A 13,395-nucleotide genomic window follows, 5' to 3' on the forward strand; every position below is an offset into this window, starting at 1 on the left:
AAGAATGGTGAGTACGCTGTTCCCCGCGTCCGAACTGCTCAGTCCCAGAGCAACACGGTCGCTTCGCCGTCGATCACGACCTCGTCGTCCTCGGACCGAACGACCGTGGTCAAGCGCCACCGGTCGTCACCCAGTTGCTCCGAAGCCGTGATTTCGGCGGTGACCGACTCACCGACGGCCACCGGTTCCAGGAAACTCAGGCTCTGAGAGAGATAGACCGCAGTGCCCGGGAGGCGGGCGACCGCGGCGCTGATCGTGCCCGCGACCAGTAGCCCGTGGACGATCCGATGGCCGAATCTCGTCTCGGCAGCGAACCCGTCTTCGAGGTGGAGGCGATTCGTGTCCCCGCTCGCTTCTGCGAAGGCCGTCACGTCCTCGTCGGCCATCTGTTTCTCGAACTGGAAGGTTTCACCCTGTTTGACCGCCGACGGGCGGTCCCCACCGTCCTCGAAGTCCCAGTCGGCTCGCTCGTAACTCGTCTCGTTGTGCCCCGGGACGACGAGTGCGTCACCTTCCTCGGCCGTTGGGATGCGGTGGAGGAGCTGCGGGAGGTAGGTGGCGACGTCGGTCGTCGACAGGACACCGACTACCTCGGACTCGTCCGTGACCGGGACCTGTCGCTCGTCGACCGACGTGACCACCGTGAGTGCCTCCCGGAGGGGCGTGCCAGCGGTCACCGTCGGTGGCTCCGGGGCCGAAACCTCAGCGACGGGCGTGTCCGAGAGGGCGATGTCGTCGAGTGTGCAGTCCAAAAGGTCAGAGCGCTCGATGAGGCCCTGCACAGCGCCGTCCTCCGTGACGACGACGGAGCCGATATCGTGTTTCTGCATCAGCCGCCCGGCCGTTTCGAGTGAGTCGTCTGGTCCGACGGTGACCGCGGGCGACGACATGACCTCTCGGACGCGAATTGGAATCATCTGGTAGGTGGACCGATTTCACTTCGACGGGGAGATCCTTGCTATGAGCAACCGACAGAGACCCGGACAGGTTCCCATGGATCTGTACCGCACAATAGCGCACTCTGAGCCGGAAGCTGCTGTCAGAGCGCTTATCCTCGGGTCGGGTGAACGTCGACGCAGATGCAGCTCCACCGGCTCGTTCGCAACCGCTACGGGCGCGCTGTCTACGAGCGACTCCAGGCGGCCGGCGTCACCGCGACCGTGATGTCGGAGTATGGCCGGCAACTCCCCAGCGACGTGGCGGCCGATGCCGACGATCTACGCGTCGAGATCTGTGAGCCAGCACGGGTGCAGACACTCGACGCGCCGACGGACGAACTGGTCGACGGCGAAGTCGTCGTCGGTGCGTTCGCCGACGGGGCCCCGCTGGGGTATCTGTTCAGTTCGGTCGACGCGACACTGTCGATTCACCCGCTCGAACGGGACCTGTCGTTCGACGGTGTGTACGTCCGGCGGGTGTTCGTCGCGCCTGATCACCGGGGCCAGGGGATCGCGGGCGCGCTGCTGGATCACACGCTAGCTCACGCCAGCGAGGCCGGGGCCGAACGCGCGACGGCACTCGTCGCCCGAGACAACGTCCCGTCGCGGGCGCTGTTCGAGTCTCGGGACTTCACCGTCCGTCGGAGCCACCGCTACGTACGAGTCGGTCCGGTGGCACACTACAGCACGGTCAGGAACTGACCGGTCAATAGGTATATAGATGGTTCGTGAGTAAATAATTCTCGGAGTACATTTATACGCTGACCGGCTGGCACTCTACACACGCTGTATGAGCAGGGGACTGCGCGAGACGATCCGGGGGACCAGGGATCGGGGTGGGGGCACGGACCTGGGTGGGCCCGTCGCACTCGTGTCGGCACTCGAGTGGGGGGACCTGTGAGCGGAGCTGTGGGTCGGACGGTCCGGGTCGATATCCACTGTCACACTGCCGCTTCGTACGACAGCCAACTGCTCCCCGAGCGGCTGCTCGCCCGTGCCGAGGCGGTCGGGCTGGACGCCGTCGTCGTCACCGACCACGATACGGTCCAGGGTGCCCACGTCGCCACCGACTTGGCGGACGACTTCGACGTGACGGTCATCGTCGGTTGTGAGGTGTCGACGGCCGAGGGCCACCTGCTCGCGCTCGGCGTCGACGAGGCACCGCCACCGGACGAACCGCTGTCGAGGACGGCGCACCGGATCAGGGACGCAGGTGGGCTGGCCGTGGTGCCCCACCCATTCCAGCGCTCCCGACACGGCGCGAGTGCCGACGCCATCGAGGGCGTCGGGGGCATCGAGGTGTACAACGCCCTCACGCTGGTCGGCCTGCGCAACGCCCAGGCCGAGCGCTTCGCCCGCGAACACGGGTACCCGATGTTCGGTGGCAGCGACGCCCACCGGACGACTGGGCTCGGACTCGCGGCGACCGAAGTGACGCTCCGGCCCGACCAGTTACCGACGCAGGAGGATATCCTCGCCGCGATGCGCGACGGCCGGACCGCCGCGGTCGGCCGCCGCACCTCGACGTGGCAGTACGTGACGAAACTCGTCGCCACGGCGCGGTACAACGCCCCATCGTTGCTGTGACGAAGCGGTCGGACGGCCGCACACACCACGGGCTCCCCCGCTGAGAACGACCACTCCCAGCCACCTCGCTTATGACTGTCGAGACGGATATAGTGCTCAATAGCAGTAATGATGGCCCTGACCCACGGCCTCGCGAGCCTCGCGCTCGTGGCCCTCGCGACCCCTGCCCTCTCGGAATACGCCGGTCCTCCCCTACTCGCGGCTGCGTTTTTTGGCGGCATGGCACCGGATCTCGATCTAGTGGCCGAACACCGGAAATCGCTCCACTTTCCGGTCGGATACACCCTCCTCGCCGCGATCTTCACTGCGTGGGCCGCCGTCAGCCCGAGTCCCGGCGTTCTGCTGTGCACGGTGGCCGTCGGTGCCGCGGCGCTGCACGCGTGGTCGGACGTGCTGGCCGGCAGTGTCGAACCCGCTCCGTGGAACCCAACCAGCGAGCAGGCTGTTTACAACCACGCACTGGGCAGGTGGCACCGGCCACGTCGGCTGGTTCGCTACTCCGGTGCGCCCGAGGACGGGCTACTCGCCGTCGGCCTCGCAGCCGTCGCACTGCTCACGCCCGCGACGGGGCCGACCGCCGACGCGGCCCTCCTGTGGTTGCTCGTCGTGGCGGGAGCCTACGTGCTCGCACGAAAGCGGCTGACGGAGCTCCGTAGCCGCCTCGCCGCGCTCACACCAGCCTGGGTCGTTGCATCGTTTCCAGTCGTTTCCGTCGAGGAGACCGAGAGTGGCGCTACCCGGATTGCACTCCGGCGGCGCTGACGCGTCGTGGCTCTGACCAACCGGCGGCAGGAATCTCTCTGTCCCACTCGAATCGTACAGGGCTCGATCGCCACCCGAACGAACCGGACCTGAAGCCATATCTCGGCCCCTTGGTCGACCGTGTGCCCATACGTGCCGAGAGGCCCAACAACCCCTCAGTCCGCGTTCGAGGCATTCACACAGAGCGCTGAGTGATCACTCTCGCGACGATCTGCCTGCGCGATTCCGTATCCTCAGCAGCGGCCGCACGAGGAAACGCCTCTATACCACCCTCGACACCGTCGGCGATGTCCGCACGAATCTGCAGGGCGCAGACTACGACCCCGAAGCAACTCAGTACAGAGTTAGCCAACCGAATTTGGAGGGCTAACACCGAAACGAGCTTCCGCTCGATGCGTGTCACCGAAGTCTTATCCGGGTGACTGACGTATAAGTAGTGATGAGACGGAATCCGGACGACGACGAGGACCCGTTCGGCGATCTCTTTGGCGAGATCAACGATATGTTAGCGGGGAAAACTGGTGAGGAGACGGAGGCTGTCGACGTCCACGAATACGACGATGAGCTCCGTGTCGTCGCAGATATTCCAGACGCCAGCGAAGAAGAGATCGAGATACAGTGTGACGGCCGGATCCTGGCGATCCGTGTCGCACGTGATCCGCGCCCGGTCGTCGAGCGCCTCGACCTCCCAGCCTACGTTGACGATCAATCCGCGCAGATGAGCTTCAATAACGGTATTCTCGAGGTTACGCTCGACCGAACGACCGATCCTGCGAACATCGGATTCCAGTAGAGCCGACGGATTTTGCCAAGAAGCTGATAAGAGCTATCGAGTGCCTGTCCTGCGGACGATGGCACGTGATTCTTCGATAGAGAGTGGGTCGATAGCCGTCCGCTCTCCCTCGGCCGTATGGAAAATTGCGGCGGTCACGTGGCGATCGTCGAACCACTCAGAGAGGACGTGGTAGTAGACACTCAACTGTTTGCGGTACTCCGATTGTGTGTGACGGGTGCGGTACGTCTCGTGATCGATTATCTCGACTCGTTCAGGTACGACGTGAACGAGATCGACGACACCGGAGATCGAAACACGCTCTTCGTCCACAGTGAGCGGGAGACATGCTTCCTCTTGGACCAGCAATTCGCCATCGAGCGAATCGATGAGACTTCGGACGTGGGTGAAGTCTTCTTTCTGACCCGGGCTCACAGACGACCGTAGACGTCGTCTTGCGAGCGGTCTCGCTCTCGACCGAGGCAGTAATTCTCGTGTCGGGCGTCTACGTCGTTGTCGTCGCCGTATCGATGGCTACGACGACTGTCGCGACAGGCGTCGGGATCATCAGTAATGCGGACCGTGTGATGACCCAGGCAGGTTGGCTGAAACGATTTGCCCGCGTTGTGATGGTAATTGCTGGAATCGGTCAACAGTACCTTTCGCTGGTCGTTTACTGATTCGGTGTGATCAGTTCGGTACAGATGTGCCACGTCGACTCGCCGGCCGATCGGAGTCGGTAGCTATCGGGTTCTCTCCGAGTGTTCCACTCCAACACGTGGTGAGCACTGCACTGACTTTATTCACGCCGAAGGTTCTGCAGGCCGCTTTGCCACCGAAACAACTGGAGAATCTCGACCTTGATCCGGTCGCAACTCGATACTGTCGGTGTATCGGCGGCTTTCCTGAGGAGGCCGAAACCGACCCGCGCGTCCTCCTGGAGAACCTCATCGAGTGGGGCCAGGAACCTGCGGCGATGACGACCGACCTCCGCACGAGGAGTACGCCGATTGCGATGCCTTCCGGGGCCGGATCGTGCAGTCAGCACATGGTTTGGCCGGGTCGATCGTCCATCTGCTCGATGAGGCCGGCGTGATGATCCATCGCGAACTCCTGCTAGCGCCGGGGCTGGACCACGAGACACTGGATTCGATCCGAGCGACGCTGCTACACGAAGCCCAGATCCAGTCGCAGTATCGCGATCACACGGTCTACCGCCAACTCTACGAACAGCGGCCGGACAAGGTGCGCCAGGCCCCACTCGTCGATGTCGACGCCGCCGATCCCTTCGGCGAGTACATCGGCTCGCTGACGATCCGCGGGCCCCACGCCAGCCAACTCGGCAACCACCTCGAAGGCTACCTCCGCAGCGCCAGGAAGCCAACCCGTGAGGACGCCCGCGAAATCGCTGTTCGCCTGCCGATCGGGACGGCTGGTCGCGAGGCCTACGCCGAAACCATCTCCCGGCTGTGTTCCCAGAAGAACCTCCACAGTACCCGGGAAGCGGTGACACTGTGCCGAGCGCTGGCGGCCAGTCCCCACGCCGTTGCCGATGGCCTGCACTGGCTGGAACGCGAGGACACGCCGCGGGATCTCCGCCTCGACGAGGTCCGATACGTCCTGGCCCAGCTGGAGCCAGCTCGCCTGCTGCCCGACGCCGCGCCGACGGTCAGTGCGGCGGTCGCGACGCTGCTGAAGGCGAATCAACCGCTCACTCAGACGGAACTGGCCACCCGAGCCGACGTGTCGACGCGGTCGCTCCGGAAGTACGTCGACGTACTGGCAGCGCTGGATCTCGTTCGCGAAACCGAGAGCGGCTATCGGCTGGCGCTGCCGTTCCAGGACGACGACCGCGGCGACCTGATTTGCCCCGAGCCCGTCGAGACCGAGTCGACCACCGCGACCGAACTGCTCTGGGAGGTGGCCGACGTCCTCTTGAACGATCCGATGCGGCTGGGCGACCTCGACGATCCGGTTGGGGCGGCGTTTGCCTATCCCGTCGAATTTGATGCGCTACGGTGGGAATGTCCGCGGATCAACCCCAGTGTTCGTGTCGCCGGAATCCTCTGCGTCGTCCCCGATACGGAGGATACCGTGGTGCAGTTCGGACAGGTATATAAACAGATGCCGTTGACCGTACAGTCGAACGCGGCTTCCGGTCTCGCTAAACGAACTGGCGACTAACCAAACAACGCACTATCGCCGCCATCGTCCTAGATCTCCGCGCCGATCTCGTCCAACTCGTCGCGGATCTGATCCAGCCGCCCGGCCAGCTCCCCGATCCGGTGGTCCCACCGCTCGTCGCGCTCGGCCCGCTCGTCGACGACCGTCTCCTCGACGCGCTCCAGGACCGTCGCGACCTTCGCGAGGTCGTTACTGACCGACGACCGCACGGCCGCCGACTCGTCCTCGACCGTCGCCTCCAGGCTGTCGACCCGGGCCGCGACGCCCTCGAGGCTGTCCGCGTGCGCGTCGGCGGAGTCTTCCCAGTCATCCATCCGGCCGTCGAACTCGGTCAGTAGCCGCTCTACGTTGCCGATGGCCTCGTGCAACTCGCCGGAGTCGGCGGCCTCCTCGCGCAGGCGCTCGATGCGTTCCTGCAACTCCTCGATTTTCCGGTCCTTCTGATCAAGTTTGTACTCTAGCCGATCCAGATCGCCTTTGAGCGTGTCGACGTATTCTTCGCCGTACGTCGTCCCGTCGCCCTGGTAGTACAGCCCAGCCTTCTTCGTGACGGCGATGCACTCGCGGAGAACCTCGGACCGATTGAGTCCGTGCGCTTCGCCGGCGTCGTCGATCCAGTCCAGTGAATCCTCAGATAGCTTAAACGTAAGTTGCTCGTTGTACTCGGGCATTTTGGAGGTAATATCCTCGTTGTACCGGGACTCCAAAGGGGATATAAAATAATACCTGCATCGTTTCGAGATCGTGAGCTACAGCGCCGTTCGCGCCGCTTGCACCAATGTTGCCGATTTTCGACGTAATACGCGATTCGATAACTCTCGAGCATTACACCAATCGAAACCGACGGAGCGGCTGGTGCATCGACCGGAGCGGCGATCTTAGGCTTTAATTTACTCGCAAAGCACTGTATATCGTCCGCAATAAGGGGGCCGGATGCGGGTAGAGAGGGGAGAGTGAGGATGGAGATGGGTGGCCTTGTTGAAACCCTCAATCGATGATAGTTTTCAGCAGTCTTGCTGAATAGAGGGCGCGTATCTCGCACAGAATCATCTTCCAATTTAAGTAGGGTGAATCGCTCAGTACAGCGGATTCACTTACCGACTAATTCTCGGAGAACACTCGCCACCAAAGGCGGTCTGTAATCACGATACCAACATACCCTCCAATGACTATGGCCAGAAAGGGTGTAATCGCGTCGGTGATTGTCTCAACACCGAACAAGTTTGATAGACCTGCGAAGTCGATAGCGATTGCCAGCGCCGCAATCACAATTAACGACAGAAGTAATTGCAGCTTGAACAAGGAGGGACTATCCGGCTGCTGACTGTCTGTATCCACAATGATTGATTCTTGCCTAACCCCATAAACTCTTGATTAATTCGTAGGCACATTCTATCGGTTGGTTCAGAGTTTAAATGGAAAAATAACGCCGTTCCCGTACTGACTACAAGCTCTAAGTCGGTCACAGTGATTTTGACAGAGAATAAGGAGGTCGATAGCGCCTGTGCAAGATAGAGTGCGCGTATCTTGCACGGAACCAGATCCAGATAGTAAGGGTAAAACTGCTCAGTAGAGAGCGTGGACTCACCAGAGTGATCAATTCGCACGTACCGAAGCAGTATGTGAAATTCTTCTATGAGTCTTCCCCAGGGTTTAGTGAATAGCTCAGAGACAGAGTAACATGGAACCTAAGGATTACGCGATATTGTTCGCACTTCAGGTAGTCGCAACCGTTGTTGGCATTTTCGTATACATCGGTATCGGTGGTTCGTTCTAATCACACCTCTAAGACAGGGTACAAAATCGAGATGCAACATACGCACGCCTACTGACCGTCGGACTCATCCAATCTGGTGTGAAACCAACGAGAGCCGACTGCTGACTTAATCCTCTGAGTCTTGCACGGCAATTGTGATAAAATTCAGATAGAAAATCGAGGCCGTGCAAGATGCAACGCGCGAGTGTTGCACTCGGAAGTGCATGAGCAAACGAGATTATAAAAATCAGCGCGCGGAAAAACGGATTATTCGCACCGTCAAGTGAATTGATTATGGTATCGTTCCGGTCGCGTTATGGGGATAGGACGGGGTCGCTTCCGTCCTGCCAATCATCATCGCCATCGAAGACGGAGTCAGGATAGTTTGCATTCTTGTCACCATCGAAGACGGAGTCAGGATAGTTCGCATTCTTGTCACCATCGAATGCCTTTTTCGCCTTGAGGAACCGGTCTTCAGGTGCTGCATCGTTTGCTACACTGTTACCCGGCCCTATCTTTTCGTCAAAGAAGGATTCAGGGAACTGAACGTTGTCACCAGGCATTACACCCTTCTTTTCGTACTCATCCATCTGGTCGGGGTCGGTGACGGTGACCTTGTCACCCGGTGCGGCCACGGCGGGAGCAGCCATCATCGAGAGTGCAACCGTCAGAACAACGGTAAACACCGTTAATCGGATAGTAATATTCGTCATTACACTAATCAATTGAACATATGAGATAATAACTTAGTAGTGAAGTAAGTTAGCATTGCTCACAGTGCCACTTCTCACTCAGCATCTATGCCCCCTCCACAGAAACCATGACGGTCACAGAACCCATATACAAAGCCACGTCTCGATGCTGTCATTATGCGTTTCACAATAGCCCCGCTCTCCTGCTGCATACACGCTCTCTATTCAGCAGTCCGTTCCTCTCAGAATCACGGACAATCACACTCTTCGTCTGAAATAGCGAGGCTTCGCTCCAGATTGTGAACGATGCACTTGATGACAAGCTCGCGGAACTGCTTCCACCAGAGACGTGACCGCACGAATGCACCGAATCTCTGTTTGATCGCCGCGTTGACTGTCTCGTTCATGTTCCGCCTATGGTAGAGATCGTTGTCCAGCCGAGCATTCCACGCCTTGTGGAGAGGTGTGAACTCACGGTGCTTGATGAGTGCCCGGATATTGTGATCCCGAGCGAGACGCCGGAGCTTCTGGTCGTCATATCCCTTGTCACCGGTCAACACCGTAATGGAACCTGCATTCCGTTTCACTACCTGCGGTGCAATCTGCGTATCATGTTTTCGTGTCGTCGTTACGTGAATGTCGAGAACGGCGTTGGTAGCTGTATCGACCAACAGCGTCGTCTTCAACTGCTGGATGGTGAGATTCGTTCGCTTCGTGTAGTGAGTTGATGCATGCGCCCGCTCGAACCCCGAAGCATCGATGCCGGTGATACCGTTCAGCGGCAAGTCCGCGAGTGAGATGTTCAGTAACACTCGCCAGACGGCCATCTCCAAGCGGTCGAACGCCTTGCAGAGTGTCGAGGGTGCGGGAACAGAATCGAGATCGAGGGCGTCACGGATGCGAGGCATCTCGATGAGTTGGTCAACGAGTTCGCGGTACGTGGTCGTCTTCTTCACTTTCAGACAGAGAAGAACGACGTGCTGGCGGAGCGTGAACCGCTTTCGAGAATAGCGTGTCGAAAACCGTGCAACAGCACGGCGAGCCAGCACCATAGCTCGTTCAACGAACCGGAGAAGTCGTGACTTCGGCAGGGAATCCATCCTGTCTCAGACTACTCACCCATTATGTTTGCCCGCAAGGGTTTCAACAAGGCCTGTTTTTTCAGTTGAATCACACCCCTTCTCAACATCTGCTGATGCACGACCGGAAGATGTCTGCTGTGATTCTTCATTCTCCACTCCCGAATCTGGTTTCGTGGAAGATGCTGTCTCTTCTGTCTGAGTATCTTCCTGCACTGATTCTCGTTCTATACCAAGGTCGCTATCTGAAAGCAGGGAATAAATATCAACAAGCGGCCCCTCTCTTTCCCCCGCCTCTTCATTGCCCAATTCAGCTTGTGGCCATGCCGGAAACTCTTGGAGTCGGGAAAGCGCTGAAGGAATAGAGCTATCTACAGGAGATGCAGGCAAAGCTTCGTTTGATTCTGGTGATATTGGAAGATAGATATTCTCAGAGATATGGTCAAAATCGTCGCCATCTATCGTGATCGTTTTGATAGCAGGGAATTCAGTCACATACTCCCCATCTCCGTATTCAGCTCTGTATTCGTCCATAGAGAACGTGTTTCGATGGATAGTTTGCTGAAGATAGCTCATACTCATCGACATATACTCCGTCTGCCGCCAGACAGTCTCCAACGCGGTTTCCCATTCAGGAAATCCATCGGGAAGTTGTTCAAACAGAATGCGGAAACAATCGCAAAGATCTGCAAGTTCGTTTGGTTCAATCACACCACGATCCGATGAGAGCCCAGGGAACTTGGTAGGATCAAGGAGGGCACTATTATCAGTATCTTGGTGTGTTTTTCCAGGAGTAGTGGGAAACTCATCCAATAATGAGAAGGCATCTACTAGTTCTTCTGACTCAGGATCAAGAGGGAGGACTCGCTCTGACATCGGCGCAACCGGTAAACGAACAGATTCCCTCGGAGACTGTTGAGCAAGTTCTGATGGATCTCTCGTCTTGATCGCAGGAAATTCGATTACCCTTTCACCATCGCCATAAAATGACCGATATTCTCCAATTTTGAAGTCGTTATTTTCAGCCTGTTGCTCTCCGTAAGAGGTGTTCCCATCTGCAAGACCAACTCCCCCGAAGAGGATAGACTCAATCGCAAGTTCCCACAGGGGATCAACATCTTCTGGAAACTCTTCCCGCATAGTATAGAAAACCTCATATAAGTCTGCCAGCTCATTTGGAGGCAACTTCGTTTCAGTCATATGTAGTATATATCAGTATTTTCCAAAGATGCTTATTCTTATTCACTCCCATGGAGAGATTTCGCGGCAGATTATCTAAACACAACTTTTGAAGGTTCGAATGGTAGTATATGACTGCAATATTCCAGCTGATTTCTCAGCTCACGGACCATTGGCCATATTTATTAATCGCTCTTGTGAAATACATTGTTGATGGACCGCTGTCTTGCGATTAAGGAATTTCGATAGTGAAGTCAAAACTGGACCAATACGCCACCATCACAGCCTCAAACGCTGGTCAGCACCCCCAAGTCAGACTGGAAGCGAGATATCAACAACCTGCGTCACAAGAGCGTAGAACATATTTTAGCAACAGAGAGATTGCGAAACTGTACATTTTTCAGAATTTTGTCATTACTGGTCGTTCCGTTACAACGACTTCGACTGGCATAGCGAGACGGTCTCGTGTACTGGTCCCGGTACCGACTTCTTTGGACGTCCACCAGTGCCAGCAGACCTATTCGACTGGCCGCCCCCTTCGTAAGTATGCGAAGATGGGCTGCTATCGGTCTCGTTGCGCTGCTCGTCGTCCTCGCAGGCTGTGGGAGTACGACACCCAACGCGACGGACCCATCACCAGCAACGACGACTGCCCCAGCTGGGGGCGACACGACTCAGGAGTCACCAGGCGATGGCTCGACGACTGCAACGCCAACTGGAGCGATACCCACGACTGGCTCGTTGTCAGTCCACCTTATCAATGTCGACCAGGGGTCGAGCACACTCATCGTCGGCCCGACCAACGAGACCATACTCATCGACAGTGGCGATTGGCAGGACGATGGTGAGTACGTCCTCGAGTATCTGCGCGCGAACGATATCGAGCGCATCGACCATCTGGTGACGACCCACGCCGATGCTGACCATATCGGTGGGCACGCGGCAGTGATCGACTATTTCGAGACCGAGGCCAACGGCGTCGGCGCTGTGTACGATCCGGGCATCACCTCGAGTAGTCAGACCTACGAGCGCTATCTCGACGCCGTCGAGGAACACAGCGTGACGCTGTACGAGACGCGAGCTGGTGATAGCATTGCGTTCGAGGGCGCATCGGTCGACGTACTGGCACCACCAGAATCGTATGTCGCCAGCGGCGATCGCAACGAGAACAGTATCGTCCTTCGGGTGGCTCACGGCGGCTCGAGCTTCCTGTTGCCCGGTGACGCCGGCCGTGAGGGCGAGGAGTATCTCGTCGACGAGTACGACTCGGCGCTGAACGTGACGATCCTGCAGGCGGGCCATCACGGCAATGATACGAGTTCGAGTGCAGGGTTGCTGGACGTAGCCACGCCACGGGTGGCGGTGATCTCCAGTGCTTACGACTCCCAGTACGGCCATCCCGACGAGGCCGTGCTGGAGCGATTCGACTCACGGGCAATTCAGACCTATTGGACCGCGACCCACGGCGACATCGTCCTGACCAGCAATGGGACGGCGATCACAGTCGCCACCCAGCAGGTGGCTCCAACGTCGCCACTTGAACTGCGTGACGGTGACGCGATCGCACCTGTTGCTGGCGGTGCCGTTCAGCACCGGACAGTGATCGATGTCGGTGGAACTGAACCCATCGCGACTGACGGCGGGTCGGACACGCCGACGGCAACGACGGTGACGGCAACACCGACAACATCGCGGACGCAGACGCCAACCTCGACGCCTGAGCAATCCGGCGGTGCATTGGCAATCGCCACGATTCACGAGGACGCTGCCGGTGACGAGTTCGACAACCTGAACGACGAGTACGTGGTCTTCGAAAACACTGGTGGCGAGCCACTGGAGCTGTCCCGATGGACTCTCTCGGATGCGGCCGATCACACCTACACGTTCCCGTCCGGGTTCACACTGGATCCGGGTGCCGAGGTGACGGTACATACCGGGAGTGGACAGGACACTGACACGGATCTCTACTGGGGCTCGGGCAGTCCGATCTGGAACAACGGTGGGGATACGGTTATCGTCCGAGATGATGCGGGTACCATCGTGATCCAGGAGACTTATTCATGATCGACGACGGCACCTACACGGCGGTAGTGGACCGATTCGAGAACGACCTTGCAGTACTGCTGGTCGAAGGTGAGGAGGAGCTGGTTGGGGAGTCGGTGGTTGATCGAGAGGCGTTGCCCGAGGATGGACAGCACGTCGATGCGGTGTTTTCTGTGGTTGTCGAGGACCAGGAACTGGCCGAGGCGACCTACCAGGAACACGAGACCGAAGATCGGAGTGAAGCAGCCCAGTCCCGGTTCGATCGGTTATCGGAGCGACCACCCGAGGCTAATGATGAAAACTCAGACGATCCGGAATAACGACTCGAAGCAGTTCGATGGTTATTTTTCTTTCAGATATCACTCGCCCTAACTATAGGCTCCGAGCAGTATGTTTGAGGGAG

Annotated in this window: 15 protein-coding genes; 7 read left to right on the top strand and 8 right to left on the bottom strand. The window is 58.4% G+C overall.

The genetic code is table 11. The features are described from left to right. Nucleotides 1–38: 38 nt before the first annotated feature. Nucleotides 39–890 carry a CBS domain-containing protein gene (locus EAF64_RS15340; RefSeq protein WP_193767715.1) on the bottom strand — a complete coding sequence of 284 codons (852 nt, stop codon included), beginning with the start codon at nucleotides 888–890 and terminating at the stop codon, nucleotides 39–41. A 189-nt stretch (nucleotides 891–1,079) separates the two neighbouring features. Between EAF64_RS15340 and EAF64_RS15345 the strand changes: the two genes are divergently transcribed. The 3 genes from EAF64_RS15345 (at nucleotide 1,080) to EAF64_RS15355 (ending at nucleotide 3,287) form a co-directional block, all read left to right on the top strand. Then, nucleotides 1,080–1,640: a GNAT family N-acetyltransferase gene (locus tag EAF64_RS15345; protein WP_129069856.1), complete on the top strand. Its 561-nt coding sequence runs from the start codon at nucleotides 1,080–1,082 to the stop codon at nucleotides 1,638–1,640. 183 nt (nucleotides 1,641–1,823) lie between these two features. Further along, nucleotides 1,824–2,525: a CehA/McbA family metallohydrolase gene (locus EAF64_RS15350; protein WP_129069857.1), complete on the top strand. Its 702-nt coding sequence runs from the start codon at nucleotides 1,824–1,826 to the stop codon at nucleotides 2,523–2,525. Nucleotides 2,526–2,636: 111 nt separating this feature from the next. After that, a complete protein-coding gene (locus EAF64_RS15355) occupies nucleotides 2,637–3,287 on the top strand; it encodes a metal-dependent hydrolase (protein WP_227739003.1) in 651 nt (216 codons plus the stop codon). Nucleotides 3,288–3,462: 175 nt separating this feature from the next. Here the strand turns inward: EAF64_RS15355 and EAF64_RS15360 are convergent, their stop codons facing one another. Beyond that, nucleotides 3,463–3,690, bottom strand: a complete 228-nt coding sequence (locus tag EAF64_RS15360) for a hypothetical protein (protein WP_129069859.1) — start codon at nucleotides 3,688–3,690, stop codon at nucleotides 3,463–3,465. A 36-nt stretch (nucleotides 3,691–3,726) separates the two neighbouring features. On the opposite strand from EAF64_RS15360, the gene EAF64_RS15365 reads away from it, so the two are divergent. Beyond that, the gene (locus EAF64_RS15365) at nucleotides 3,727–4,080 is read left to right on the top strand and encodes an Hsp20/alpha crystallin family protein (protein ID WP_129069860.1); all 354 of its coding nucleotides are present in this window, start codon (nucleotides 3,727–3,729) and stop codon (nucleotides 4,078–4,080) included. Between the two features lie 33 nt (nucleotides 4,081–4,113). Here EAF64_RS15365 and EAF64_RS21770 read toward each other — a convergent pair whose 3' ends face one another. Then, the gene (locus EAF64_RS21770; protein WP_227739004.1) at nucleotides 4,114–4,494 is read right to left on the bottom strand and encodes a PD-(D/E)XK nuclease family protein; all 381 of its coding nucleotides are present in this window, start codon (nucleotides 4,492–4,494) and stop codon (nucleotides 4,114–4,116) included. Between the two features lie 600 nt (nucleotides 4,495–5,094). Here EAF64_RS21770 and EAF64_RS15375 point away from each other — a divergent pair. Beyond that, nucleotides 5,095–6,243, top strand: coding sequence for an HTH domain-containing protein (locus EAF64_RS15375; protein ID WP_129069861.1), 1,149 nt, complete (start codon nucleotides 5,095–5,097; stop codon nucleotides 6,241–6,243). 29 nt (nucleotides 6,244–6,272) lie between these two features. Here EAF64_RS15375 and EAF64_RS15380 read toward each other — a convergent pair whose 3' ends face one another. The 5 genes from EAF64_RS15380 to EAF64_RS15400 all read right to left on the bottom strand — a co-directional run bounded on the left by EAF64_RS15380 (nucleotide 6,273) and on the right by EAF64_RS15400 (nucleotide 10,970). Continuing rightward, nucleotides 6,273–6,914 carry a hypothetical protein gene (locus EAF64_RS15380; RefSeq protein WP_129069862.1) on the bottom strand — a complete coding sequence of 214 codons (642 nt, stop codon included), beginning with the start codon at nucleotides 6,912–6,914 and terminating at the stop codon, nucleotides 6,273–6,275. Nucleotides 6,915–7,344: 430 nt separating this feature from the next. Further along, nucleotides 7,345–7,581 (bottom strand): hypothetical protein, encoded by a 237-nt coding sequence (locus EAF64_RS15385; RefSeq protein ID WP_129069863.1) that lies wholly within the window; start codon nucleotides 7,579–7,581, stop codon nucleotides 7,345–7,347. Between the two features lie 732 nt (nucleotides 7,582–8,313). Continuing rightward, on the bottom strand, nucleotides 8,314–8,712 hold the full coding sequence (locus EAF64_RS15390) for a hypothetical protein (protein WP_129069864.1): 399 nt from the start codon (nucleotides 8,710–8,712) through the stop codon (nucleotides 8,314–8,316). A gap of 227 nt (nucleotides 8,713–8,939) precedes the next feature. Next, complete coding sequence (locus tag EAF64_RS15395; RefSeq protein WP_129069865.1) at nucleotides 8,940–9,791, bottom strand: IS5 family transposase; 852 nt, start codon at nucleotides 9,789–9,791, stop codon at nucleotides 8,940–8,942. 15 nt (nucleotides 9,792–9,806) lie between these two features. Further along, nucleotides 9,807–10,970 (bottom strand): hypothetical protein, encoded by a 1,164-nt coding sequence (locus EAF64_RS15400; RefSeq protein ID WP_129069866.1) that lies wholly within the window; start codon nucleotides 10,968–10,970, stop codon nucleotides 9,807–9,809. 525 nt (nucleotides 10,971–11,495) lie between these two features. On the opposite strand from EAF64_RS15400, the gene EAF64_RS15405 reads away from it, so the two are divergent. Further along, a complete protein-coding gene (locus EAF64_RS15405; protein ID WP_129069867.1) occupies nucleotides 11,496–13,013 on the top strand; it encodes a lamin tail domain-containing protein in 1,518 nt (505 codons plus the stop codon). Next, on the top strand, nucleotides 13,010–13,312 hold the full coding sequence (locus EAF64_RS15410) for a DUF3006 family protein (RefSeq protein WP_129069868.1): 303 nt from the start codon (nucleotides 13,010–13,012) through the stop codon (nucleotides 13,310–13,312). Before EAF64_RS15405 ends, EAF64_RS15410 begins: the two co-directional genes overlap by 4 nt. Nucleotides 13,313–13,395 lie beyond the last annotated feature (83 nt).

This window comes from Halorientalis pallida, from assembly GCF_004118325.1.
Taxonomy (GTDB): Archaea; Halobacteriota; Halobacteria; order Halobacteriales; family Haloarculaceae; genus Halorientalis; species Halorientalis pallida.